The 26212-nt window shown below is 45.5% G+C and carries 17 protein-coding genes and 4 pseudogenes; 9 read left to right on the forward strand and 12 right to left on the reverse strand.

The features are described from left to right. Positions 1 to 13: 13 nt before the first annotated feature. The gene (locus OYT88_RS15645; RefSeq protein ID WP_274401276.1) at positions 14 to 1792 is read right to left on the reverse strand and encodes a hypothetical protein; all 1779 of its coding nucleotides are present in this window, start codon (positions 1790 to 1792) and stop codon (positions 14 to 16) included. Positions 1793 to 2873: 1081 nt separating this feature from the next. On the opposite strand from OYT88_RS15645, the gene vanR reads away from it, so the two are divergent. Continuing rightward, on the forward strand, positions 2874 to 3581 hold the full coding sequence (vanR, locus tag OYT88_RS15650; protein ID WP_443217522.1) for a VanR-ABDEGLN family response regulator transcription factor: 708 nt from the start codon (positions 2874 to 2876) through the stop codon (positions 3579 to 3581). Then, entirely contained in the window at positions 3559 to 4707 is a 1149-nt protein-coding gene (vanS, locus tag OYT88_RS15655; RefSeq protein ID WP_443217523.1) for a vancomycin resistance histidine kinase VanS, read from the forward strand. The genes vanR and vanS overlap by 23 nt, the downstream gene beginning before the upstream one ends. 23 nt (positions 4708 to 4730) lie before the next feature. Here the strand turns inward: vanS and OYT88_RS15660 are convergent, their stop codons facing one another. The 10 genes and pseudogenes from OYT88_RS15660 to OYT88_RS15700 form a co-directional block, all read right to left on the reverse strand. Continuing rightward, on the reverse strand, positions 4731 to 5417 hold the full coding sequence (locus tag OYT88_RS15660; RefSeq protein WP_274401279.1) for a VanZ family protein: 687 nt from the start codon (positions 5415 to 5417) through the stop codon (positions 4731 to 4733). A 152-nt stretch (positions 5418 to 5569) separates the two neighbouring features. Beyond that, positions 5570 to 6176 (reverse strand): annotated as a pseudogene (gene vanX / locus OYT88_RS15665) (D-Ala-D-Ala dipeptidase VanX). Continuing rightward, positions 6173 to 7212: pseudogene (vanA, locus tag OYT88_RS15670) on the reverse strand (D-alanine--(R)-lactate ligase). The pseudogenes vanX and vanA overlap by 4 nt, the downstream one beginning before the upstream one ends. Positions 7213 to 7379: 167 nt before the next feature. Continuing rightward, a complete protein-coding gene (locus OYT88_RS15675; RefSeq protein ID WP_274401280.1) occupies positions 7380 to 8363 on the reverse strand; it encodes a D-alanyl-D-alanine carboxypeptidase family protein in 984 nt (327 codons plus the stop codon). A 451-nt stretch (positions 8364 to 8814) separates the two neighbouring features. Then, positions 8815 to 9228 (reverse strand): MerR family transcriptional regulator, encoded by a 414-nt coding sequence (locus tag OYT88_RS15680; RefSeq protein WP_274401281.1) that lies wholly within the window; start codon positions 9226 to 9228, stop codon positions 8815 to 8817. 61 nt (positions 9229 to 9289) lie between these two features. Then, the gene (locus OYT88_RS15685) at positions 9290 to 10045 is read right to left on the reverse strand and encodes an SDR family NAD(P)-dependent oxidoreductase (protein ID WP_274401282.1); all 756 of its coding nucleotides are present in this window, start codon (positions 10043 to 10045) and stop codon (positions 9290 to 9292) included. Between the two features lie 803 nt (positions 10046 to 10848). Then, a pseudogene (locus tag OYT88_RS20980) lies at positions 10849 to 11533 on the reverse strand (IS1634 family transposase); the annotation flags it as partial. Between the two features lie 153 nt (positions 11534 to 11686). Beyond that, positions 11687 to 13588 carry a beta-glucoside-specific PTS transporter subunit IIABC gene (locus OYT88_RS15690; RefSeq protein WP_274401283.1) on the reverse strand — a complete coding sequence of 634 codons (1902 nt, stop codon included), beginning with the start codon at positions 13586 to 13588 and terminating at the stop codon, positions 11687 to 11689. A 2-nt stretch (positions 13589 to 13590) separates the two neighbouring features. Then, on the reverse strand, positions 13591 to 14880 hold the full coding sequence (locus OYT88_RS15695; RefSeq protein ID WP_274401284.1) for a glycoside hydrolase family 140 protein: 1290 nt from the start codon (positions 14878 to 14880) through the stop codon (positions 13591 to 13593). Between the two features lie 181 nt (positions 14881 to 15061). Further along, the gene (locus OYT88_RS15700) at positions 15062 to 16072 is read right to left on the reverse strand and encodes a LacI family DNA-binding transcriptional regulator (protein WP_274401285.1); all 1011 of its coding nucleotides are present in this window, start codon (positions 16070 to 16072) and stop codon (positions 15062 to 15064) included. A gap of 129 nt (positions 16073 to 16201) precedes the next feature. On the opposite strand from OYT88_RS15700, the gene OYT88_RS15705 reads away from it, so the two are divergent. The 7 genes and pseudogenes from OYT88_RS15705 to OYT88_RS21095 form a co-directional block, all read left to right on the forward strand. Continuing rightward, complete coding sequence (locus OYT88_RS15705; RefSeq protein ID WP_338000560.1) at positions 16202 to 17632, forward strand: L-fucose/L-arabinose isomerase family protein; 1431 nt, start codon at positions 16202 to 16204, stop codon at positions 17630 to 17632. A gap of 42 nt (positions 17633 to 17674) precedes the next feature. Then, the gene (locus OYT88_RS15710; RefSeq protein ID WP_274401325.1) at positions 17675 to 18496 is read left to right on the forward strand and encodes a transketolase; all 822 of its coding nucleotides are present in this window, start codon (positions 17675 to 17677) and stop codon (positions 18494 to 18496) included. Continuing rightward, on the forward strand, positions 18493 to 19434 hold the full coding sequence (locus OYT88_RS15715; RefSeq protein ID WP_443029765.1) for a transketolase family protein: 942 nt from the start codon (positions 18493 to 18495) through the stop codon (positions 19432 to 19434). The genes OYT88_RS15710 and OYT88_RS15715 overlap by 4 nt, the downstream gene beginning before the upstream one ends. A 9-nt stretch (positions 19435 to 19443) precedes the next feature. Next, complete coding sequence (locus tag OYT88_RS15720; RefSeq protein WP_274401287.1) at positions 19444 to 20907, forward strand: FGGY-family carbohydrate kinase; 1464 nt, start codon at positions 19444 to 19446, stop codon at positions 20905 to 20907. 2 nt (positions 20908 to 20909) lie between these two features. Next, entirely contained in the window at positions 20910 to 22370 is a 1461-nt protein-coding gene (locus OYT88_RS15725; protein WP_274401288.1) for a 6-phospho-beta-glucosidase/6-phospho-beta-galactosidase, read from the forward strand. Positions 22371 to 22437: 67 nt separating this feature from the next. Beyond that, the gene (locus tag OYT88_RS15730; RefSeq protein ID WP_274401289.1) at positions 22438 to 23175 is read left to right on the forward strand and encodes a transaldolase; all 738 of its coding nucleotides are present in this window, start codon (positions 22438 to 22440) and stop codon (positions 23173 to 23175) included. Between the two features lie 631 nt (positions 23176 to 23806). Beyond that, a pseudogene (locus OYT88_RS21095) lies at positions 23807 to 23963 on the forward strand (thiamine pyrophosphate-binding protein); the annotation flags it as partial. Between the two features lie 264 nt (positions 23964 to 24227). Here the strand turns inward: OYT88_RS21095 and glmS are convergent. After that, positions 24228 to 26033: a glutamine--fructose-6-phosphate transaminase (isomerizing) gene (glmS, locus tag OYT88_RS15735; protein ID WP_274401290.1), complete on the reverse strand. Its 1806-nt coding sequence runs from the start codon at positions 26031 to 26033 to the stop codon at positions 24228 to 24230. Positions 26034 to 26212: the final 179 nt, after the last annotated feature.

Consider the following 26212-nt stretch of genomic DNA (forward strand, 5'->3'; position numbering starts at 1 on the left):
CTTTCTCCTTTCCTTAAAATCCTCTTCCACCTAATGCTTTGATTTTTTCAATAATTTTTTTATACTCACTAAATGGCATTTCTGTATTAGTCAACTTTATTTCTGTCTCAGACAATCTTTTTAAGTACTTATTATGAATCATTTCTTTTAAATCTGGCATAAAAATCTGTTCTAATCCACCTCCCCCAAACTGGGTATTATTTTTCGCTATCCCATTGGCACCAGTAATATCCACCTTTAATTCATAACCAACCATCTTATCCCTAAATACAGCATTAGACATTCCTTTCCCCCAATAGGGTTTAACCTGCAAGCCTTCAAATACTTTATGTGCATCAACCCCAACATTATCTAAAACTTCTTTGGTTGTAAAATATCCTGTAGGAAATGGCTCGCCAGCATATAAAACACTGCCTTTTGGATATATTTTATCAGTACAAGCATCTATCCCAAAATATGGATCTCCGCCCTGCCATTCTGCAGCTTTTTTTGATGGACTATAATCCTCTAACATCCTACGTAACTTAGGAGTATTAATTCTTTGATGTAACTCTTCTGAACTAAGCTTACCAAATTTATTTCTTAAATAATCGATTCTACCTATTTCGGAATCACTTTCTTTAATACCACTGCCCATGCCCTTGGTTATACTACTTATATTTTTGGAAGAGATGTATTGAACTGGCTGTTTAATGTTTCTTAGATTATCGACGAAGCTCTCTCCGTCGCCTGCGCTTCCAACCCCCGAAGCCCCCGTAAACTCCGGTTGCAGGCCGCTCAGGGAAAGCTGGTCTCCCGCGTTGGCCGCGGCTTGTTTCAAGCAGTCTATCCCTGCACAGCTTACCTGTTTCAGCTGGATCAGCCGCCTTCCGGACGCCCGGCCCATCGTTTTCGTTAGATCGCCCAGGGTCGTCACGCTCTTTGTGCCTATCCGGCCGATTGCGCTGAAAGCGCCGGCGGCCTTGAAAGCGGGGATCACGTCCAGCACGCCGAAGACGCCTTCCGTGACCCGCTCTTCCGTGCTCAGCTTCCGCCCGGAGATCAGGCTCGTCCCGGTGGCCGCGTCGGTCAGCTGCATCGCCCCGTAGGCAGCACCCGCGGCGATCCCGGCCGGCGGGCAGGCGATCGTCAGGATGACGACTGCCGCTCCGATGCCGAGGTTCACCCAGAATTCTTGGTCCATCTGCTTGTCTTTGATCGACCGGTAGTCGAAGCCGCGGCTGTACTGGATGCTCTCTTTGTACTGATCGAAAGTCACGTCTCCCGCCTGTTTTCCGGCCGCGGCCCGGTAGATTTCGTATTCCTTTTTCAGCGAGGCGGCCATCAGGCTGCTGCTGTTCAAGAGATCGTCGAACGTGATCGACTGTTTGGTCACTGGCTCATAGGCGGCGACGGAGGCGAGCGGACTGGCTGCTTGGTATTCCTTAACGTTCAGCGTGTTTGGGATGTGATACTGGCTGATCGAAACCTGCGCCATTTCCGCAATAAAGGCGTCCATCTGTTTGTAAAAGGGATCGTCGATCTGGCGGCTGACCGCATTGCCGGCCTCACCCGTAAACGTGTCCAGTTTCCGGTAGTCCTGACCCAGTTTGTCGAGCGCCCCAGCCTGGCTTTTGTACGAAAACCAGAGGCGCCGGTCCTCGTCCAGATCATCAATCGCATTTTGGATCTGCTGAAAGGTCCGGTCCACCTGGCGCATGCGCTCCAGTACGCCGCCCCAGGATGAAATTTGAGCGATCGCCCGGCCCATGTCGTCCCATGAACCGCTCCGGTAGGAAACATCCTCTCCCATGCTTTCCGTCACCGCCCTTCATTGATCGAGACGGCGAGCATCAACCATTGATTGTCCATCTTTACCGCCCCTTTATTTTGGGTACTTCGTTCGTTCCGAAAAAGCGGCTCTATTGTTTTGCAGAGACGATTTCATTTCACCTGAAAAAAAAACCGAAACTCTGCCAAGAGCTTCGATTTCTGATTTCTCTTCAAGCATTCATTTGTATTATAGAAAAGTGTGACAAAATATTGAACAGGGAAAAGTTCCTGGATTTTCATCTCTTTTCACGCTATTCAAACCTTATTCGACAGGTTCCGACAGGAAATGGCAGGCCTTTTGAACCCCTGCTTTTTAAACGATCCGGTTCTTCGCATTCAAGTGATTCTGGATAATCATCCAGCCCATACTTTAAAAAAAACGCCTGCTTACTTAGAAACCGTTCCAAATCGATTGGAGTTTGTTTTCACCCCAACACATGGTTCTGGCTGGACATCATTGAATCCTTTTTCGCGAAAATGAGCAAAAGCTGCCTGCGCCAAATTCGTGTTGCTTCTAAAGACGAATTAAAGCAGCGCATTGAACTTCATCTTCAGGAGATCAGCCATAATCTCGTTCCTTCGATGGAAGTATAAAATGGAATCCATCACCCAATGAGAACCGTATATTAATATTATTTAAGAAACGATCTGCTAGTAAAAATCACCCATCTATATAAGTTGCGACACAACCCGCCTTTTCCCTTTGCTAAACACTTGGTATTTTCACTATCAAAGCTTATTGCATATATACCCGTATGTTTTATTTAATGTAAATACTTGAAAATACAGAAAGCTTTTATCACAATCATGTTTCAGATTTAAGGTTAAGGGACAGTTTGCCGATAGGGCAGACTGTCCCTTGGATATTCTTTAAAGACTCGGGGAATTTATTGCTTAAAACACTTGCCATTGACAAAATTGATATTTTATATTTGTGTGTAAAGGGCTGTCAGTATTGCGATATTCAGAAAATCTTAAGATATTAATAAGTAAAAAACTATAAAATGAATTTTTGCTTCGCGGTATGACAATTATGGGGATATGTTCTTAAAAGAAAGAAGATGGCGCTTTTGGCTGCAAATATTTTAATCGTTGATGATGAACAGGCTATTGCCGATTTGGTTGAAGTTTATTTGAAAAATGAGAATTATAATGTCTTTAAATTTTATAACGGCAAGGATGCCCTTAACTGTATTGAAAATGAAAAACTGGATCTCGCCATTCTGGATGTCATGCTTCCCGATGCAGACGGTTTTTCTATCTGTCAGCAAATCCGGGAAAAGCATAATTTTCCGGTTATCATGCTGACAGCCAAAGAAGAAGAAATCGATAAGATTACCGGGCTGACTTTGGGTGCGGACGACTATGTCACGAAACCGTTCCTCCCTTTGGAACTTATTGCCCGTGTCAAGGCGCAGCTGCGGAGATTTACTAAATATAATTCTTCGGAGCCGAATCAGGAAGAACACTTGATTGCCTTTTCCGGCCTGGTATTGGACATGGCTACCCATGAATGTATGCTGAATGAAAAAAAGCTGTCTCTCACTCCTACAGAGTTTTCTATTCTTTGGGTCCTTTGTTCCAATCGCGGACGGGTGGTCAGTTCGGAAGAATTGTTCCATGAAGTATGGGGAGACAAGTATTTCACCAACAGCAACAATACAGTCATGGTTCATATCCGGCATTTAAGAGAAAAAATGCACGACAGCGCAGAACATTCCAAATATATCAAAACGGTATGGGGGATTGGCTATAAAATTGAAAAGTAACAAAAAGAGTAATTACACAAACCTAAAAAGAAAGGTTTTTTTGCAAATGGTTCTGATGACAGCTGCCACCGTCGTGACTGTTTATCTATTGCGTAATATCCTGCGTGGGCAGATTGGAGATCAGATCGTTCGATTTTTAGTCACCGCTTTTCATTTTAACAATCCAGACGCACTGACAATTTACCAGCTGGTGATTCGCAACAATATGGACATGATCTTTTTTGTCGTAACCCTAATATTTTTAGTTATCCTTTTTCGACTTTCCGTTTCCTGGTTCACAAAATATTTCGATGAAGTCAGTGCTGGAATAGATAAACTTACTGAGGAATCCGATGATGAAATTACATTATCGCCGGAATTGGATTTTATGGAAAACAAGCTTAATCAGATAAAAAGCACCTTGGAAAAACAAAAGAAAGCCGTACTTGATGCCGAGCAGCGCAAGAATGATTTGGTCGTTTACCTGGCGCATGATATCAAGACACCGCTGACCTCCGTTATCGGATACTTAAGCCTTCTGGATGAAGCCCCTGATATGCCTCCTGAACAGAAGGCGAAATATGTCGGCATTACCTTGGAAAAAGCTTATCGATTGGAGCAGCTTATCAATGAGTTTTTTGAGATCACAAGATTTAATCTTCAAACGATTGTTTTGAATAAAGAAAAAATCAATTTACTGTTCATGCTCCAGCAGATGGCCGATGAATTCTATCCCATGCTGGCTCCGCAAGGAAAACAGGTGTCCGTCAATGTGCCTGACACATTCACTTTGTGGGGAGATGCAGACAAACTGGCCCGTGTGTTCAACAACATTCTGAAAAATGCGATAGCCTATAGTTATGAAAACAGCATGATTGACATTTCCGCTCAGCAGCAGGATAAAAATATTATGATAACTTTTACGGATCAAGGGAATCCTATCCCGCAGGAAAAACTGGAAACGATATTTGAGCGTTTTTTTCGGCTGGACACATCCCGTTCTACCCATACAGGCGGCGCCGGGCTCGGACTGGCTATTGCCAAAGAAATCGTAAACGCGCATGGAGGCAATATTTTCGTGCAAAGTAATACAGAAAAAACAGTCTTTACTGTCATACTTCCGCAAAAGCAGGAAAAGGATGCTTAAGTCAGATAGCTTGCCATTATAAATTAAAGTAGAGATCTTAAAAATGGGTAATACACAAAGAACATACCGGCAAATGCGCCAGCCATATAAAAACATGCCTCTTCACGAAGGAGCGAGGAAATTCTTTCGGTACCGGTACTTTGGACAGAAACCTTGTCCTGCAATTTTGATAAATGGCCTTTCAGCAGCCTGAAAATCACCCATCCGATGAATGCTCCGAGCGTATTCATCAGTAGATCATCAATATCCGTTATTCTTCCATTGAACAATTGACTCAATTCTATGATAAGAGAGAATGCAATACCGACTAATACTGTCTTCCGTAACACTCCATACTTTTTCCAAATACATGGAAGCATGAATCCAAGAGGTACAAAAAGCAATATATTTTCAATGTACGGGCGGACACCCTCTGTAATCCAGCGAAACGGAATCAGGTTAATCTCATCCGCCGGGACAGCCAGCCCCTTTGTTGTTATGATTCCAAAGCTGTTATAAACAATATCCCTTATGGAAGGAATTTGAGTAAAACTGAGCACACCGGTCAGATAGTACACAAAGATATATACGATGACAATATGTCCGATTGACAATTTATAGCCGATTTTTTTGCTTTGAGCGGCCAGCAGTATCTGGTATGGAATCAAGAATGGCAGAGTGCTGATCAGCCATGTAATCGACATTTTAATAAATATTAGATTAATGATCATTCAATTCATCTCTGTTGTAATCATTTATTGTAGGAATTGTTCTGAAGCGCTGTAATCGGCAAACGGCCCCTTAGCTTTAAACCTGAAGTTTTATTATGATATAAGTTTTCTTAAGTGTTTTACATTTTTGACCATTTCTTTGGCCGGCTCAGCTATGTGATGGGAAAATTAAAATAAGTGTTTGGATAAGGTTCGTGTTTCAGTGTGTAATGCCACCACTCGCGATCGTATGGGACAAAACCGCAGGCCTCCATAATAGAGCGAAGGCATTGGCGGTTTCTCGCTTCGACTGGCGTGATGCCTTTTGCTCCGTGATGTGAGACTGAATCCATCAAATCAAAGCCGCCGCCCATTGGAACAAGTGTGCCGGCAGCTAAATGATAAAGCGTTAAGTCAATGGCACTGCCCCGGCTGTGGGCCGACTTAGCGGCCGCATATCCTTTTTCAACGGTCTCGGTTTTGTCAATATTCGGATAATGTTTTTGTTTCGTCCGGCCGTCTTCCGGCTGTTTTGACCCGCGCAGAAAACAATCTGCGGCGCATTGCGGGCGATAGCCATCCCAGAGAAGCAAGCCAAAACCGAAAAGTGCAGCGTTTTCCCGTGCTTTTTTCAGGGCTGCACCAAAGCTTTCGTACCGACGATTCGACTGGCTGCATAGCCGCCGCCGGTTTGCCGGTAAAATTATCCCACGCGGCGTATTTAGCATCCCAACGGATTCCTGATATAAATTCGTCTGCAAAGACAAAATTATTTTTCATCGTCTTTTTCCTTTCAATGTCAAGGACACAATCCGGTCGATCACTTCGGTAAACGGCAGGCCCGCGGCCGCCATCATTCTCGGATAACGGCTGTACGCGGTCATACCGGGCAAGATATTCACCTCGTTAAGTATAATTTCCCCATCTTCCTTCAGGAACATATCCACCCGCGAAAGTCCTCTGCACCTCAAGGCGCCATATACGGCTTTGGCTGTCTCCTGAACGAGCAGGCGCGCCTCTGCCGGGATGCCGGCGGGAACGATGACTGCTGCGTTTTCGGAACCGTTTTCAGGCTTATACTCCTGATGGATTTTGAAAAAACCGTGAGATAGACAAATTTGATCGACCTCGCCTGCAATCAAACCCATACCGTCTCCCAATATCGCACAGCCTACCTCGCTGCCGGTGACAGCCTCTTCAATCAGCACCTTCGGGTATACTGTCTTGCGGTTTCCAGCGCGCTCAGCAATTCTTCTTTTCGGTGTACCTTACTGACGCCGAAAGATGAACCCGAACGGGCCGGCTTTACAAAAACGGGATAAGTAAGCCGGTCGGCATCACTAGTCTCGTCCGCCATGATAGTCCGGAAATCGGGTGTGGCGATTCCCGCGCTTCCAGCGACGATATAAGTAAGAGATTTGTCCATACACAGAGCAGAACTTTGGACATCACAGCCTGCATAAGGAATACCGGAAAGCTCCAGCAAACCTTGCACCGCACCATCCTCGCCAAGTCTGCCATGCAGAACGGGAAACACCATATCCAAATGGATCGTTTTATATTGTCCCTGCTCCAGAACAAGCAATCCGTGTACGCTTCTGTCCGGTGACAGCATTGCCGGACGGCAGCTGCCTTTTTCCCAATTTTCATCAGGACGGCGGCAAAGCTTCCAAACACCCTTTTTCGTAATCCCGATAAAGAACGGTTCATATTTTTCGATATCAAGGTTTTCTGCAACCTCTTGCGCAGATTTAACGGAAATGGGATGTTCTTCGGAACAGCCTCCGAATATAATTGCGATCTTCAGCCTATCCATGCTGCTTTCTCCTTTCAGATTCAGGCGATTGATAATAGTATCCAGAAACAGGCGGCGTGCGGAGTAATAAGCCTGTCCGATGCGGCAAGTTCATCTTATCGGAATCAGGCAGGCGATGTTGAAATTTTGGCTTATCAAAATCTTAATGAATTCTTATGAAGAACTTGTTATTTCCCTATGCTGTCGTATACAGTTAATGCATCGGTAATATCATACTGCTGCGAATGATGATTTCCTTTCGCACCGGCTGAAATCAGGATATATTCTTGGTTACCCACTTGAGCGAGGCTTGCAAGACACAGACCTGCTTCATCGGTGTAGCCGGTTTTCCCTCCTAAGATTTTTCCGCCCGCGATGCTCTGATTGTTCAGTTCTTCAAACAAGGTACTGTAAAGGGTTATTCCGTCAGGGTGCTTATTCGTTGGCGGCACGAAATGGCGTGATGAAGTAAAAATCTCGCGGAAAGTATCATTTTGCAGAGCATGGCTTAGAAGAATAGCCAGATCTTTGACTGTTGTGTAATGGTTTTTATTCTGAAGTCCTGTTACATTCGCAAAATGGGTGTTGTGCATGCCGAGCTCTGCCGCTTTTTGATTCATCATCTCTGCAAAGTTCTTCTCCGACCCTGCAATGTAATCGGCGAGTCCAACACAGGATTCTGCCCCGCTGGGAAGCAGAGCCCCATATAAAAGGTCAATCGCCCTTACATTCTCATCTGGCTGGAACCCCGCCATAGATGCATCTGCTTCTGACAGGCCCTGAAACACAGAATCGGTCAGTGTGATTTTTTTCTTCAAGTCAGGTAAATTTTCTATCGCAACAATAGCCGTCATCATTTTCGTCAAAGAAGCCGGATAGATTTTTTCCTCACTATTTTTCTGCATTAAAAGGGTATGATCTTTTAAACGAATCAGAATCACATTAGGGCTGTTCAGCGTGTTGAGAGATAAAGAAACAGAGGAATCAGAATAATCGTATGCTATCTTTAAAGAAGGATATGACAAAGTTTTATCGTCATATCCTTTCTCAAATATTTGCCGGTTTCCCGGAATAATGATGGATTTATAAACAAAAGCAGCAATAACAGCCATCAGCAGAAGTGCTACAAATATGCGTATTCCTGACTTTTTCCTTTTTACTTTTCGTCTCATAATAACCAGCTCCTTATTCTGTGCAGATATTATTCAACCACAGAACAAGGAGCTATGTTGGAATTCCATCTTATGGACTTCTTAAGATTTTCCTGAAATGTTTATGAATCATCAATTAGCCGGTTTTCAGACGGTGATTTTCTTCAAAAAACAATGATTTCGACTTAGGTCCGATCATCATGGATCGATAGTTATTTTCCTCTGTCCTGCAAACAGGCGACTGATCCTGCGTCCCTTTGGATAAGCCTTTGATTTTATGAGATTTTCGGCCGGATCCTGGCCTCGTGCCGGTAATCGATGTGACATGCCGCAATGTCTGTCAGAAGGCAATGATTTCAATGAGCATACAGTTGAAGATAACTTCTTTGTGTTCATGATACTTTAGTAACTCTTGCGATGATTTATGGCAAAGTTTCATCCGATAAGCAGCTTTTTTGCAAGTAAAAACTTTTTATTCGTCGAGGTCACAGCGGGCATGACTTAAATCCGGATTTAAGAGGGCTTCATTGTAGTGGTTAATTTTATAATCAATAATTTTCTGTGTCGCCAGTAATCGCGAGATGTCGATCTGAATTCTTTCCTTCTGTTGCTTTAAAATCGTCATTCTCTTTGGGATTGACGCCGGTCCTGCTTCAGCAAGTCGGAGGTAACGCTTAATCTCTTCTAACTTCATTCCGGTTGTTTTCAACCTTGTCAAAAATATCATGCCTTCCAGCTGTTGTTTGCTGTAGATCCGATGTCCGTTCGGCTTTCGATCCGCATAAGGAATCAGGCCGATTTTTTCATAATAACGGATCGTCGCTTCCGACAGGCCAGAAAATTCAGATGCCTGCCTGATGTTGAACGTTTCGGATGCTCTTTCCATGATAGGCCTCCTCAACCAAGGTTCACGCTGCTTTCCGCGTACAATCCCTTCGTCAACGTTATCATCCTTTTGTGATATAAGGGAAGAGGGGATCGCGCAATTCAAATTGATTGGTTTCCCCATTCACGAGTCCGACGGCTTTATCGCTATCATAGAGATCAAGCAGAAATTGAGCCACCCTTTCCGGAGTATGAATCTGACCGAAGCTCGCTTTGTAATCGAAGGTCTCAACATTCATGGCCCTATGCGCAAATTCCGTTTCAGTGACGGCCGGAGCCAGTACTTTCGCCCTCATCGGGCTTCCCTCGGCCAGCAGCTCTTGCGCCAGCCCCTCCGTAAAAGCACTCACGAAGAATTTCGTCGCACAATAAGTGACGAAATTCCCCACCATTGTGTACCCTCCGTCCGAAGAAACATTGATTAATTGTGTCCCCTCTTTAGCAGCATAATCCCTGACAAACAAAGACGACAAAATGGTCGGGGCCAAGTCATTCAATTTTAACATATTCTCAACTTTCGCCAAATCTTGTTCAGCAACGGAAGCATACTCTCCAAATCCGGCATTGTTAATCCACGTTTCTAATTCGTACGCCTTCGTACGTGCATATAAATGGCGGACTTCGTCACTATCAGATAAATCCGCAGTGAAAACAACGACATCAATATTGGGATTAATTTCATGAATCGTTGATTTTAACTCTTCCAGCTTCTGCTTTCTCCTTGCGGTCAGGATGAGATCCTTGTTTCTTCCGGCAAAGGCTAAAGCCGACGCATAACCGATCCCGGAACTTGCTCCCGTAATGACGACATAAGGCATGATACACCCTCCTCATGATTAATGATGTTATACCAATCATCCTAACACTTCAAGTTGACTTTAATTCAAGTGATTCGGCGAAAAAATTAATTGTATGAATCCTGCTCTTATTTTTGGGGGCAACGAAAGTCGGATGATTATGGAAAACCAAATCGTGTTATTAATGAAGCAACATCAATTGTGTTATATCAAAAATGGGGACATGAAAATGCAAAGGCGCGAAAACTTTCCGGAAAGCCGTAAAACTATTGTCCTTCATGCCCTATGGATAAGGTAGGGAACGCGCTGTTACAGCAGCAAGGGAATCGCCTCATGGTGGATGGCAGGTTTCGTTGATTCACCATGTAAAGCCACTAAAATTGATCCGAAAAGCCGAAAGAGAAACTCGGTACAAAATTCGGCCGGTTGAAATAATGACCCCTCTTCTTTGATTAATACTGGGATATGAAATTGTCAGGTTTAACCATGCTTATAATTTGTTAATCCACCGCCGTCTCGATTCTCAGCGCAATATCGTGCAATTTTATCTTCCGCCCATTGATTCGTTCGCTTCGGTAAACAATCACCCTCTGAACAGAAAAAAACTGCTGCTATGATTCACTCATAGTAACAGTCTCAGTAGACAACTTTTTTGTCCGATGCAATAAATATTATATATTGATAAATACAAATAAAGTTGTTTAATTTCGGAGTTCCCAACCCGCAATACTTTACTGTTTAACTTTCCCGTTATTAAATAAAGTTGTTTAAAAATAGCTATTAAAAATTGTAATAAGTTCTAAAATCATTATAAAAGTTGATTTTCCCGGCATCTTGCGATAGGCTACCGGCAGACTGGAGATTTCCCCGTAAAGGAGCGCCAGGCTGATCTGCGGCAACGGATTATGATCCTTGTTTTTTTCCGTACTTGACCTGTTTCAGCACTTTGGAATAGGACAAAACGGAGGTTGTATCGTAAGCCAAAACTCTTCAGGGACGCGCCGTTTGCTTTGGAGAAGAAAAAATGGTGTTTGGCGTTCTCAGTGATGGATCCAAGCAGTTCACTATTTCTCTGGGAGGGCAGATTTTTCTCATAAGGATGCACATGGGTCTTCACCCAACGGGGGAAAACGACTCATCGGATTGCGATCCTCCAGAGCCAGATAATAGGCTGGGGAGAGAATCTGTTGGTACGATTCTGGAAAGCATTGGGCCGAGTCATCTGTGATTCCAAGTTCGGCGCTGATGGCGTCAAACAGGCAGGTCGCCCCCAAAAAACGGCGCTGATAAGATGTCGACGGTATCGGATCGTGTTTCTTGTTTTTTTAGCTGATGATCTCTTTCAGGCCATCGGCATATTTTTTGGACGGAATGAATTCGCCCGTTACCGGGTCCAGTTTGCCGATGCATTTCCGACGACTCCGTGTCTGTTTTTTTCCTTTATTCCAATACCGATTCATATACATAAGTGATGCCGTGTTTTTTGTTCTTCAAATGGACCCATGACATCTGTATCCCTCCAAAACATGGTATAATTATATCGCGTTTTGGCAAAAAAGCCTGAATTCCTTGATTTAAAAGGAATCAGACTCGGTTATCGGTATAAATGTCTACGCCGTACAGAACGAACCACGATGGAACAATTGAACCTGATCCGAATTTTCAGACGTTAATCGGATTCAGCGCTAATTGCGCTCTTGGCGTGACGATAAGCAACTGTGTGCCAGCTTCGAGATTACCTGAATCTTCTTTTATGTTAACCTCTCCAAGATCCTTTTGGTTCGTAACAACAACGATGACTGTTGGGTCGTAGCCCGATTTTTGTATTGCATCAATGTCGATGTTTTCCAGGAGCTGTCCTTTCTTTATTTTATCTTGGGCCTGAACATGCATATCAAACGGGGTACCCTTGAGTTCAACAGTGTCCAATCCAATGTGAATGAGAAGTTCTACTCCTGAATCCGAACGAAGGCCGATCGCATGTTTAGTAGGAAAGACAGAGACCACAGTTCCATCAAATGGAGCAACCACTTCACCTTTAGAAGGTACGATTGCGACGCCCGGCCCCATGAGACCCTTTGAGAAAACCTCATCATTGACCTTTTGAAGTGCTTCAACTGTGCCGGCAACTGGTGAATCGATAGAAATATCCTCATCAATATTCACCTTTGGTTTCTCAGCAGCAGGTTCCTTTGCTTTTACACTTGGAACCGTAATCAGGGTAAGTACCAAAGCCACAGAGAAGGCTATGACCAAGGAAAGTACGAACCCGATGAACTCAGAATTAATACCGGACTTATTGATGAACATCGGAATCCCGAAGACACCACCAGTTGCAAAGCCACCATACATTTTAGCGCCTGCCCAACCGGCTATGGCACCACCAAAGGCGGATCCGATGGAAGCCATTACAAATGATTTTTTGTGTGGAATAGTAACACCGTAAATAATAGGCTCAGTGATCCCAAGAAAGCCCGAAATGACGGCAGTGAGCGACAATTCTTTGAATTTTCTATCCTTCGCCTTAATGAACATTGCCAATGCTGCACCAACTTGCCCAAAGACTGTGCAATACAGCATAGCGTTGATCGGATCAAATCCCTTCGTAGCAATGTTGTTTAAGAAGATAGGGATGAATGCCCAGTGCAAGCCAAGAAGAACAGCACCCTGCCAAATACCGGCAAGCAGGAAACCTGCCAGTGCTGGGAAGACTCCATAGATAGCCAAAACGGCATCGGCAAGCCATTGACTAAGTATACTTGTGACAGGACCAACAACAAGGTAAGCGACCGGAACCACGATCACTAAACTCAGCAGTGGAACAAAAATCAATTTCAAAGCTTTTGGTACAATTCGATTCAGTATCTTATCCACGACGGAGAGGAAATACACCGCAGCAATGATAGGAATAAGGGTTTGTGCATAGCTCATTAAAACAACTGGGATTCCGAGAAATGTCAGGTGTGTGCCTGCGTTGTAAGCTGCTACCATTGTTGGATAGACCAAAGCACATCCGACGATTGCCCCCATGTACTGATTTGTCTTGAAGACCTTTGCCGCAGAAAAGCCAAGTAACACAGGTAGAAAATAGAAGAGGGCATCGGCAGTTGCGTAAAGGATCATGTATGTGCCAGACTTTTCGGTCAAAGCGTGAGTAAGCGTCAAGAGGACTAAGAAGCCCTTCAAAATACCCGCTGCAGCTAAAGGACCTAAAATCGGCGTGAAAAGGGAAGACAATAGCTGAACTGCAGAATTGAAGAAAGATGTTTTTTCTTTTGGCTGGTCTGATTCAGTGCTTTGCTCTGCCTCTACTGCTGCAGTGTCAAGATGCGGGGTGATCTTATCAAAGATGTTTGTAACATTATCACCAATAACCACTTGGTACTGGCCACCGCTTTGAACTACAGTCATAACTCCGTCAAGATTTTTGATCTCATCGGTTTTGGCTTTCGACTTGTCCTTTAAGCGAAACCTCAAACGGGTGACACAGTGGATCAAACTTCGAACGTTTTGCTTGCCGCCGACATCCTCCAGAATCTTATTTGCAAGTTTTTGGTCGTCCATGGCTAATTTACCTCCTTTATTTTGCTGAGAATAATAAGTGAGTCTGCTTCTGCTCTGCTCATATTCAACACCGACTCATCTTTGAAACTGAGATTTGAAATCTGGCGCGTTTGAAGATCCACACTCTGTGCGCAATAGTGAGCTGAATCGATCCCTAAGTTATTCAACTTGAGGGTGGCATTAGTTGGTACATAGATAACGAACAGCGCTTTTTCTCTGTTTGAAGCTACTCGAATACTTGGCTCATCGTTGACATTTTGGGATACCGGAATGATCTCACTCCCCTCAAAAAGGCTACTGACGGTTTCTTTTAAAAATGAAATGTCATTAGCGCCCTTAAAGTGCAAGGCATCACGCCAATCGAAAGGAGTTAGAAAGCCTTCACCTTCGACGATGCCAAATGACTGTCCATGCCTATGCCAGCTCCAGATCCCATGCGCACCATAAGTGAGACCGGCGTCAGCCCCCGACAATATGGAACTCCAGGATGCCTTTCTTACATCGCGAGCAGAATATCGGCCATATTTGTTGCGACTATAGCTAATGTTTTCATAACATGGTTCGGCGTTGACAATGGGACCAGCAAAACCTTTTTCGCGTAATTGAACAGGAATCTGATAAGCGGTCGCCTGTCCGTCAAGATTGTGGCCTGATTGATAGCTGAAAAAATCGACACTATTTAAAAATTCTTCGGGAAGATCGATGAATCGACCTTTGATGTGAAAAGAATATATTGCTGAAGGGTCATTCTCTTTTACTACTTTGAAAGCTTTTGAATAATAACGAACAGTTTCGTCAGTCGGAAAGTCAGCGTCGCCGCTGACAAAGTAGATTGGCTGGAATTTCTTGAACCGCTTTGTTACGTAGGATGCGTACTGTCCGATGTCCTTATAGGGGATCTGATTATTCAGAGCAAGAGCACTCGCCCATGTACCCGGAACGTAGTTTGCCCAGAGCAATACCAGAGCTGGAATCATGTCATGGTCTCGCACCATCTGCAACATTAGATCGGCCCTATCGAAATATTCTTCATTTAACTGGCTAAAATCATAATTGTATTGATTTCCCTCGTGGGTGACGGGGAAGGGTTCATAACCAAGATCTGAGCCACTGGCATCCCATTGTCTGAGAATGTTGATCTGAACCGCATTAAATCCTTGGGCTGCTCGGAAATCTAGATAGTAGTTCCATTCATCCAACGTGATGTTCGTAAAGGCGCTCCAGCAGGTGTCTGCAAGATAGAAGAAAGGTTTTCCATCTTTTACAAAATTGGTTCTTTCTACTGTGAGCATAATTGTCACCTCCAAGTCGATTTTGACAAAAAACAATTTGTAATTCATGTATTCGCTTTCTTGATCGACTTAAAATTAACACACTATTTTGCTCTAGTCAATCTAATTTTACTAAACAATTAATAAACTAAAAAGAGAGGCCGCTGACCCCTCTTTTTTAAATATTGTGGCAATGAGCTGGTTACAAGGACTCGCGTTTTACCAAAGTCGTTGCAATCAACGTTTTTTGTGGATACCAAGCTGCATTGGATTGCTGTTTGAGCAACTGATGCAAGGCCTGATCGGCGATTTGCTCAATTTCAACGTGGATGGTTGAAAGTTCAGGCGAGATCAGGCGTGCTTCTTGAATGTCATCAAAGCCCATTACCGCCAAGTCTCTTGGAATATTTAAACCAGCTTTTTGAGCGGCTTTGATCAGACGGATCGCAATGTAGTCATCTTCGCAAAAAATGGCTTCAGGCATATCATCACCCAACGCGTTGAGATTTAACCCCTTTGGATCTACGTTGGTGGGGGGAACAAGATAGAAATGCTGATTGGCCACAATGACACCAGCTTCCAGAAGTGCCTCCCGGAACCCGCGCCGTCGCTCGTTGAAGTTCGACATGGGTTTATCGGAAGCAAAATAGCCGATATTTCGATACCCCTGATCCAGCATATATTTTCCTGCCAATCGGGCGCCTTGATAATTGTCCATCGTGACGAAATCAGCAACAACATCTTCAAAGTAAGTGTCGAGAAAGACCACTTTTTGCAACCGTCGCTTGATCATCAGTGTTTGTTCCCGCGTCAGATCCGTTCCTAGTACGAGTACACCGCTATTGCTGGCTGCAGCGACCTCATCAAGCTTTTTAGGCAACTGGTTCCCTTGAATGGTCATGGTACGGAGGCTGCTATTCATCTGGCTTACAGTGGCCGATAGGGCGGAGATCAAGCTATTGAAAAAGGGAAGACTACGATAATTGTCTTGAACGACTCCACTGGTTGTCACGACCAAAAACGTGACTTCCCCGATCGTGTTGTCAGGGGTGCGGCGCGTCTTACGGAGTGGAGTGTATCCTTGTTCTGTAATGATGCTGATGATTTTGTTCCGAGTTTCTTCACTGATCCCGGGCTTGCCATTGATTGCCAGCGAAACAGCCGACTTTGATACGTTGGCCATCCTGGCGATGTCGCTCATTTTCAATCTCATACTCATCCCTCCGCTTATTGCAACTAGAATAATACTAAATTAAGACGAATTTTGCAAAACATCTTGTGTTAAGCTAAATAAACAAATACAATAGTTTTGTAAACTAAATAATAAAGTTTAGGAGGAATCATGATGACTGACAAGATCAAGCTTGGCTTTGCTCCCACCCGTCGAAATATTTTTTCTGCAGACGCGGCGATCGAATTCGCTGACCTTACCCGAAATAAACTAAATGCCATGGATGTTGATTTTGTTGATATCAAAGACATTAACGAGGACGGCTTGTTATATGACGATGCGGGGATGAAAAAAATTGCCGCCAAATTCAAAAAAGCAGGCATCGACGGTTTATTTTTGGCCAATGAAAACTTTGGAACGGAATATGAATGCGCACGTCTAGCTAAACAATTTGATGTACCGGTTTTGCTTTGGGGACCAAAAGACGAAGCACCAGCAACTGACGGTTCCCGTTTGCGGGACACACAGTGCGGTTTGTTTGCAATCGGGAAAGTTCTTAGACGATTCAAGGTACCATTTACTTACTTGGTCAATGCTGATATCGGGGATTCAAAATTTGAACAAGGTGTTCTGGATTTCATCAAAGTTTGCAATGTCGTGAAGACCTTCAAAGAAACTCGTATCTTGCAGGTCGGCCCCCGGCCTTTTGACTTCTGGTCAACTATGGTCAATGAAGGAGAGTTATTGGAACGATTTAACATCTCATTATCGCCAATACCTCTGACAGAGCTTGTTGAAAAAATTCATGAATTGCAATCAAACAATGACTCTGAGATCGCTGAGACAGAGCAAAAACTGCGGTCGATTGCCGATGTGGAAATAAGTGATAAGGATTTGAATATGGTATCATCATTAAAGGTTGCCTTGAGCCGAAAGATGAAAGAATACGGTTGTAATGCAGGTGCCATCCAGTGCTGGACCGCACTTCAAGACGAGATCGGGATTCTGCCTTATGCTTCTGAATCCTTGTTGCAAGATGAAGGCACGCCGGTCACCTGCGAGACAGACATCCATGGTGTGATCTCAGAGCTTCTTGTCGAGGCCGCGACGATGGGTCAGGAACGTGCGGTTTTCGCCGATGTCAATTGCCGACATCCTGAAAATCCAAATGGGGAATTGCTCCAACATCTGGGCGTTTTTCCGTATTCGACAGCAAGGAACAAACCGAAGCTTCCGAAATCTCACTTCGTCTTTGACTATCCGGGCAGTGTTGGCTTTCAGGCCAAAGACGGCACATATACGCTCTGCCGCTTTGATGGAGACAATGGAAACTACTCACTGCTGCTGGGTAACGCGAAAACTTGTGACGGACCATACGAACAAGGTACGTATCTCTGGCTACAATTTGTCAATTTGAACCGCTTTGAGACCAAGCTGGTTTATGGCCCATACATTCATCACATTGCCGCAGTGCGGTCAGACGTTGTGCCAATTTTATATGAAGCATGCAAATATTTGGATATTTCACCAGATTTTTATGATCCGATCGAAGATGATGTCAAAGCTTATTTGCGCGGTGACATTAAGAGCATCGTGAAATAATGGGAGGTGATCAAGTTGATCAATGAAAAGGCATCACTAGATATTCAATCCTTGAAGTTAAAAGCTGCACAGATGAGGTTAGCAACTTGGAATATGATTTTTCAAGCTAAGACCGGTCATACAGGCAGCGATCTTTCTTGCACTGATATTTTGGTTGCGTTGTACTACGGCGTGCTGAATCAAACTCCAAAAACATTCAGTGATCCTGATCGAGATCGTTACATTCAATCAAAAGGTCATGCAGTCGAGATCTTATACAACGTCTTGGCAGACCGGGGGTACTTCCCAAAAAGCGACTTATTTCGGTACTCACAGTTTGATTCTCCTTATATCGGTCATCCAACCAATCATATCAACGGGATTGAAATGAACACTGGATCACTGGGACATGGGCTGGGTCTAAGTGTCGGAATCGCAGTTGCAGGAAAGCTGGATAAGCGAGACTACCATGTCTATACCTTGATGGGGGATGGTGAACAAGCCGAGGGGTCAGTCTGGGAAGCTGCGATGGCTGCTGGCAACTATCAACTTGATAATCTGACCGCAATCATTGACCACAACCGACTGCAGATCAGTGGCCCAACCACCGACGTTATGAACAGCGAACCATTAGCCGATAAGTATGAGGCTTTCGGATTTTCAGTCACGGAAATCGATGGGAATGACATGACGGCGTTGGTCGATGCTTTAACTGTCCCTAACGAAACCGGCAAACCAAGACTTATTCTAGCCGATACAGTAAAAGGCAAAGGGATCAGCTTTGCGGAAAATCAGGCAGGGTGGCATCATCGAGTGCCTGACGAAGCCCAGTATAAACAGGGCGTTCAAGAGCTGGAAGCAGTGATCGGAGGTTTGGAAAAATGATGAATCAAGCAAAGATTGGTGAAGTGATTTGTGACGAAATGATTACTGCTGCGAGTCGTGATCATAATCTTTTAGCGGTAACCAGTGATTCTCGCGGTTCAGCTTCGTTGACGCCATTTGCCAAGGAACGGCCAAAACAACTAATCGAAATGGGGATCGCCGAGCAAAACGCCGTGACCGTAGCAGCTGGTCTTGCTCATAGCGGCAAACGACCTTTTGTATTCTCTCCGGCAGCTTTTTTGACAATGCGCAGTATAGAACAAGTCAAAGTCGACGTGGCTTATTCAAATAGTAACGTCAAACTGATTGGCATCTCCGGCGGCAACTCTTACAGTGTCTTAGGTGCCACGCATCATTCTCTTCAAGATCTGGCGATTACACGAGCGATACCAGATTTAGAAGTGTACATGCCAGCAGATCAAGCACAAACGCGTGGTTTAATGCAGTATCTGGTCCAATCTGATCGGCCAGCTTATGTGCGAATCGGGAAAAGGGCGCTACCCAACATCTACGACAATGAAAAACGTGCCTTTTCAAGGCCGGGCCAAGCTAATATCTTGTTCGATCATGGCCATGATGTTGCGCTGGTTGCAATGGGGGAGACCCTCAGCATAGCAGTTGATACTGCTAAGATGCTCAATCAGCAAGGCATCCATGCCAAAGTTGTCGATCTGGTTTCCTTAAAACCGCTCGATCATCGTTTATTGAGTCGCGTAGCCACTCAGGTGGATCTGATCGTGACCATTGAAGAACACAGCATATATGGTGGCATTGGTTCAGCAGTAGCGGAATCTTTAGCCTCGCACCAACATGCCCCAATCCAGATTGTCGGGTTTCCCGATGAACTAGTAATTGCCGGTACTCAAGATGAAGTGTTTGCTTATTATGGAATGGATGCCCAATCGCTTACACGAAGGATTTCGGATTGGATGAAGTAGGTGGAAAACATGACTGAATTGACGCTTGCAATCGATCAAAGCACCCAAGGAACCAAAGTATTGCTGATCGATCACAAGGGAACCATCAAGTACAAAACCACACGAACTCACCGCCAATTGATCAGTCCAGAGGGCTGGATCAGCCACGACCTTACTGAAATTCAGGCAAACCTTAAGGCATTGGTTCATCTAGCTTTAGCTCATGCTAAGGGAGCGACTGTCACCAGTGTTGCTATCAGCAATCAGCGTGAGACAGCAGCTGCTTGGTCAAGAAGTTCCGGAGAGCCGCTCGCTTTGGCCATTGTCTGGCAAGATAACCGCGCGAAAGAACTAGTGGATGAGTTGGTTGCTAAACCTGAATCAGGAACGATCAAGATGAAGACAGGCCTAAATTTATCACCCTACTTTACGGGCGCCAAGTTTGCCTGGCTGCTTATACACAACGCTATGGTACGGACTGCCCAGAGTCGAGGAGATCTTTGTTTCGGGACGATTGATAGTTGGCTAGTTAGTGTCTTGACCAATGGAGATTCTTTCAAGACAGAGCCAAGCAATGCTTGCAGGACGCAATTGATGGATTTGAATACAGGGACATGGGATCAATCTCTTTGTGATTTATTCGGCATTGACCAGAACGAGCTACCCCAAATCATTGATTCTGATGGTATCTTTGGAAAGACTGATCTTTTCGGTGAACTCAATCATTCGATTCCAATCACTAGCGTTCTGGGAGATTCTCAAGCCGCCCTTTACGCAGAAGGCTGTCACTCGCCTGGCCAATTTAAGGTGACCTTTGGAACCGGTAGTTCAATCATGTTAAATACTGGCGAAGAGAAGATACGCTCCGAAACGGGCCTTAACACTTCAATTGCATGGCGCAAGCGTGGTCAGACCACCTATGTCCTGGAAGGTAACGTGAATTATTCTGGGGCAGTGATAACCTGGCTAAAAAATAACCTGGCGATCATTGGCGACCCAGCTGAGACTGATTGCATGGCGCAGGCGGCAGATCCAAACGACACCACCTGTCTTGTCCCAGCCTTCAGCGGACTGGCGGCACCGTATAATAGGCCAGAAATGAAAGCGGCTTTTGTCGGCATGACAATGCTGACTGGAAAGAATGAATTAGTCCGAGCCAGTCTTGATGCTGTTGTTTTTCAGATCGCCGATATCGTTCAATTACTTCAAGATCAGTCTCCAGATCTCGAGCCGATCATCCACGTTGACGGTGGAATGATTTGCAACCATTACTTGATGCAGTTCCTTGCAGACATTGCACAACGCCAGGTTATCATTTCACCTGTCCAAGAACTGAGCGGTGTTGGGGCAGCATTGAACGGTTTTGATTCATTTCCGACTAAAGAAACCCACACCGAAAGATACTCGCCAGAAATCTCAACAGACCTTGCCGAGCAACGAGCGGGCCATTGGCGGAAAGTAATTACACAATTACAGACAACGGAAGGAGTTTAAACATGAGCACCTTTCCAGATGGATTCTTATGGGGCGGCGCGACCGCTGCCAATCAACTTGAAGGCGCATATGACCGCGACGGGAAAGGCTTATCAATCGACGATGCCTATCCCGGTGGCAAAAAACGGCTCAATTTACTGAAAAGCCCAGATTTTGACTGGACTATCGATGAGAGCAAATACGACTATCCAAACCACGAAGGTATCGATCACTATGACCATTACAAGGAAGACATCGCGCTGTTCGCGGAGATGGGCTTCAAGTGCTACCGCTTCTCGATCGCCTGGACTCGTATCTTCCCGAACGGCGATGAGACCGAACCAAATGAAAAAGGTCTGGCATTCTATGACAGCCTCATCGACGAGTGCCTGAAGTACGATATCGAACCGGTGATCACCATCTCTCATTATGAGATGCCGCTGAAGCTGGCTAAAGAATACGGCGGCTGGAAGAACCGGAAGCTCATAGATTTCTTTGAGTGCTTCGCAAAAACGGTCCTGACCCGCTATGCATCCAAGGTGAAATATTGGATGACCTTTAATGAGATCAACTCCGCCTTCCACTTCCCGGCAATGAGCCAAGGCTTAGTTCAGGCAAATGGCGGGGATGATTCAACTAATATTTTTCAGGCTTTCAACAATCAATTCGTGGCCAGCAGCAAGACCGTCAAGATCGGCCATGAACTGGATCCGGACCTAAAGATCGGCTGCATGATTCTTTACGCGACGGCGTACAGTATCGACGCGAACCCGGTCAATCAGCTGGCGACCTTGCAAAGTCAGCAGGCCTTCAACTTCTTCTGTGCTGACGTTCAGGTGCGCGGCCAGTATCCGACATACACCAAGCGCCTTTACAAGCAGTATCATGTTGACGAAAGCCGGCTCGAAATCACGGACGACGACCTCGCTTGGATCAAAAAGTATCCAGTCGATTACATCGGTTTCAGTTACTACATGAGCAACGCCGTCGACGTGACATCAGACAACTCGGACAAGACTGGCGGCAACATGCTCGGTGGTGTAAAGAACCCGTTCCTAGAAGCCAGCGAATGGGGTTGGCAGATCGACCCGATCGGTCTGCGTATTGGCCTGAACGAACTCTATGATCGTTATCAGATACCGCTCTTCGTTGTTGAAAACGGCCTGGGCGCCAAGGATAAGGTCGAAGCTGACGGCAGCATCAATGACGACTATCGGATCGACTACCTGCGCAAGCACATCGAAGCTATGGCCGCTGCGGTCAATGAAGACGGTGTTGATGTGATGGGCTATACGCCATGGGGCTGCATCGATCTGGTCAGTGCCTCGACCGGTGAGATGTCGAAGCGCTATGGATTCATCTATGTCGATTTGGATGATGAAGGCCACGGTACGCTGGCGCGATCCCGGAAAAAGTCGTTCGTTTGGTACAGAGGTGTGATTGCTTCAAATGGGACCGAGCTTTCAACTAATATCAATTACTGAGTAACTAAAAACCCTCGATGAAATCAATCGTGGGTTTTCTAGTGACCAAAAAAGGAGAGATAAGTAGATGGGGAAGTTAAATGTTAATGTCGAGATCTATGCGGACGGTGCAGTAATTGAGGACATGATCGCTGCTTATGAATCTGGCTTTGTTAGTGGATTTACCACAAATCCGAGTCTGATGAAAAAAGCAGGTGTAAAAGACTATATGGCATTTTCTAAAGAAGTCGTTGAAAAAATTCCAGATCTGCCGCTATCTTTTGAAGTATTTGCCGATGATTTTGAAACGATGGAAAAAGAAGCGGAAAAAATCCACTCCTTCGGCAAAAATGTATTCATCAAAATTCCAATTACCAACACCAAAGGAGAATCGTCCATTCCGCTGATTAAAAAGTTAGAGGACAAGGGCTATTCGCTGAACATCACCGCGCTCTTGACCGTCGATCAAGTGGAAGATGCAGTAGCTGCTCTAAATCCTAACGTAGAAAACATTGTCTCTGTTTTTGCCGGTCGTATTGCTGATACCGGACAAGATCCGATTCCTTACATGAAGAAAGCAGTTGCTATTTGTCAATCCAAGAAGGGTGCCAACTTGCTTTGGGCAAGCTCCCGTGAACTGTTTAACGTTTACGAAGCTGATCGTCTAGGCGTGGATATCATTACCTGCACACCGGAAATCATTACGAAGCTAAAGAAAGTCGGAAAACCTCTGGAAGAAGTTTCATTGGATACAGTCAAAGGATTTAATAAAGATATCAAGTCACTGGGATACTCAATTCTAACAGAAAAAGAATCTTCAAAATAAAAGGCTGCAGTTAGTCTTGTGGTATTAAGTCAAGTTCTAAATAGGATTTATTTTTTAACTTTTAACTGATGTTTCAAAAAGGGACAACACTAATCTAAGTCTTAAAATTTCCAAATATCTGAAATCGATAAAGAGGCGGACCTTACTGATTATCGGTGATGCGGCGTCCAAAGGCAGCACCTTCAACTCCGCGTCTTCATGAAAGAATATCGTTGGGTGAAAACTGTAAATGGACGTGGACTCCATGCCGATCACCCACGTTTATAGGGAGTGGCTGAGCTGAGTTTTAACACAAGCTCCTTGATGGCATAAGCTCGGATACTCTGTGATGTCCCCTAATTACAGCTGCATGAACGCCACCTCGCGATCAGTAGACAAAGACCGAAAGGCCCAACTCATCCTGCCCCCGATGAGTTGAGCTCGCAACCGCTACATCTTATGCGTCAGCATATCCGGCAGCTGCACGGGCAGCAGACTAATTACGTAGAAAGACTACAGGAGGGAAAAGCCTAAACCCGTTGGATCCATTTCAATGAACAACTAGAGGATATCACGCAGTACCTAAGCTGAACAGGGATGACTATTAACTTCGAAACTTATTATACGAGGAAGACTTGCTAGGGCAAAAGCTATTGTGCAACTATCCATAGATACTATACGTACATTATCTATTGATGCCATTGACAATGGCTAATTCCGGTCATCCCGGCCTGCCAATGGGTTCCGCCCCCATGGCGTATATTCTCGAGGTCGGACAGCAAATGATGAATGCGCTGCATAATCCAGCCTTTGATTCGATGAACCTGACTGGGTGATGAAATGTTTTGCATTGTCTACCGTGGCTTATAATTTGTTAATCCACCGCCGTCTCGATTCTCAGCGCAATATCGTGCAATTTTATCTTCCGCCCATTGATTCGTTCGCTTCGGTAAACAATCACCCTCTGAACAGAAAAAAACTGCTGCTATGATTCACTCATAGTAACAGTCTCAGTAAACAGCTTTTTTGTCCGATGCAATAAATATTATATATTTCTATTTCTCATTTTTTTATTATTCCACCGTGACCGATTTGGCGAGGTTTCTTGGTTTGTCGACATCGCATTCGTGCTGCAGGGCTGCGTAATAGGCGATCAGCTGCAGCGGAATGGCTGAAACAAGCGGTGTAAAGGATTTGTGCACTTTAGGAAGCACGATTTTGTCGCCGGGCCGGGCGGTCACGCCCTCCATGCTGATGACGGCGGTGTGGGCGCCGCGGGCCGCGACTTCTTCGACATTGTTGCGGATGCTGTTATTGACGCTCTCCTGAGTGGCAAAGGCAAGAACCGGCGTGCTGTTCTCGATCAGGGCGATTGTGCCGTGTTTGAGCTCGCCGCCGGCGAAGCCTTCGGCCTGAATGTAGGAAATTTCCTTCAGCTTCAGGGCCGCCTCCATGCAGACGTAATAATCAAGGCCGCGTCCGATATAAAAAGCGTTGCGCGTCACCGACAGATAATCACGGGCAACCGCCTGCAGCAGCGCCTTTTCATCGATCATCCGCTCCATCGCCTGGGCAACGAGACTCAGCTCGTGAACCGGATCGAAATCAAGAACGATTCCCCGGCTCTCTGCCGCGGCAACCGCAATGAAAGACAGAACCGCCATCTGGGCCGTGTAAGCCTTCGTCGATGCAACGGCTATTTCCGGTCCGGCGAAAAGCAGCATCTTGTAATCCGCTTCACGGTAAAGCGTCGAACCTTCGACATTGGTCAGCGTCAGCGTCGGATAGCCGAGTTTCTTGACTTTGACAAGCACCGCACGGCTGTCGGCCGTCTCGCCGCTCTGTGAGATGAAGATGAACAGCGGTTTTTTTGAGAGAAGCGGCATATTGTAGGAAAATTCGCTTGAAATATGCACTTCGGTCGGAATCTGAGCGACCTGCTCGATCAGCTGCCTGCCCACCAGGCCGGCATGATAGCTCGTGCCGCAGGCAATAATGTAAAGCCGGTCCGCTTCGTTAATCGCCCGGGTAATGGCCGGATCGATCGTAATCGATCCGTTTTTCCCCCGGTATTTCTGAAGCAGCTTTCTCAGCACAGCCGGCTGTTCATCAATTTCCTTCAGCATGTAATACGGGTAGGCGCCTTTTTCCGTATCGCGGGCATCAAATGAAACGGTGTACGGATCGCGGGTTTTCACATGGCCGTCAAGATCCTTAATCACATATCCGTTCCGCGACAGCAGGACAATTTCTTCATCCATCAGTTCGACATAACGCTTGGTCTGCTGAATCATCGCCGTTGCGTCACTCGCCACAACATTGAATCCGTCGCCTGCGCCGATCAGAAGCGGACTTTTGTTTTTCCCGACATAAATGAGATCGCTGTTTTCCGCATCAAGCATCGCAATGCCGTAGGAACCGTCGATCAGCTTCAGCGTTTTCCGCAGGGCTTCTTCCACCTCAAGGCCGCCGTCGACAAAATGTTCGATCAGCTGAACAACGACTTCCGTGTCCGTATCGCTTTTCAGAGAGACTCCTCCGAGATAACGGTCGCGCAACTGCGCATAGTTCTCGATGACGCCGTTGTGAACGATGGTAAACCGTCCGGAAGCGCTCTGATGCGGGTGGGCGTTGCGCCGGCTCGGTTCGCCGTGCGTCGCCCAGCGTGTGTGTCCGATGCCCTGAGTGGCCTGAATGGACGGGTCAACAATGGTCCGAAGCGCCGCGATCCGGCCTTTTTCTTTGAAAACATGGACGCTGCCTGCAGTCTGGAGTGCAATGCCTGCCGAATCATAGCCGCGATATTCCAGATTGCTGAGCCCGTTCAATAAAATGTCGCGTGCATCCTTATTGCCAATATAACCAACGATACCACACATTGGGTTCCCCTCCATGTGAGGCAAGAAAGCATTCCGGGGCAGTCTTGCCCCACTTGTTTTTTTATTGTCATAAATGCCTGCTGTCCGGCCTCTGTCCAGAAAGTTGCCTCTCTGTTTTGTACACGGATTAACGGTGCAGGCTGTTTCCGAGAGGCATCCGCCGAGTCTTTCGATAAACC

Origin of the sequence: Sporolactobacillus sp. CQH2019, assembly GCF_028765345.1 — a bacterium.
Lineage (GTDB): Bacteria > Bacillota > Bacilli > Bacillales > Sporolactobacillaceae > Sporolactobacillus.

Coding starts and splice junctions, on each gene's coding strand:
- OYT88_RS15660 (WP_274401279.1), bottom strand. CDS start 5,417: ATGATCATTAATCTAATATTTATTAAAATGTCGATTACATGGCTGATC.
- glmS (WP_274401290.1), bottom strand. CDS start 26,033: ATGTGTGGTATCGTTGGTTATATTGGCAATAAGGATGCACGCGACATT.
- OYT88_RS15700 (WP_274401285.1), bottom strand. CDS start 16,072: ATGAGATTGAAAATGAGCGACATCGCCAGGATGGCCAACGTATCAAAG.
- OYT88_RS15685 (WP_274401282.1), bottom strand. CDS start 10,045: ATGCCTTATGTCGTCATTACGGGAGCAAGTTCCGGGATCGGTTATGCG.
- OYT88_RS15730 (WP_274401289.1), top strand. CDS start 22,438: ATGGGGAAGTTAAATGTTAATGTCGAGATCTATGCGGACGGTGCAGTA.
- OYT88_RS15690 (WP_274401283.1), bottom strand. CDS start 13,588: ATGGACGACCAAAAACTTGCAAATAAGATTCTGGAGGATGTCGGCGGC.
- vanR (WP_443217522.1), top strand. CDS start 2,874: ATGGCGCTTTTGGCTGCAAATATTTTAATCGTTGATGATGAACAGGCT.
- OYT88_RS15705 (WP_338000560.1), top strand. CDS start 16,202: ATGATGACTGACAAGATCAAGCTTGGCTTTGCTCCCACCCGTCGAAAT.
- OYT88_RS15720 (WP_274401287.1), top strand. CDS start 19,444: ATGACTGAATTGACGCTTGCAATCGATCAAAGCACCCAAGGAACCAAA.
- OYT88_RS15725 (WP_274401288.1), top strand. CDS start 20,910: ATGAGCACCTTTCCAGATGGATTCTTATGGGGCGGCGCGACCGCTGCC.
- OYT88_RS15715 (WP_443029765.1), top strand. CDS start 18,493: ATGATGAATCAAGCAAAGATTGGTGAAGTGATTTGTGACGAAATGATT.
- OYT88_RS15675 (WP_274401280.1), bottom strand. CDS start 8,363: ATGAGACGAAAAGTAAAAAGGAAAAAGTCAGGAATACGCATATTTGTA.
- OYT88_RS15695 (WP_274401284.1), bottom strand. CDS start 14,880: ATGCTCACAGTAGAAAGAACCAATTTTGTAAAAGATGGAAAACCTTTC.
- OYT88_RS15645 (WP_274401276.1), bottom strand. CDS start 1,792: ATGGGAGAGGATGTTTCCTACCGGAGCGGTTCATGGGACGACATGGGC.
- OYT88_RS15680 (WP_274401281.1), bottom strand. CDS start 9,228: ATGGAAAGAGCATCCGAAACGTTCAACATCAGGCAGGCATCTGAATTT.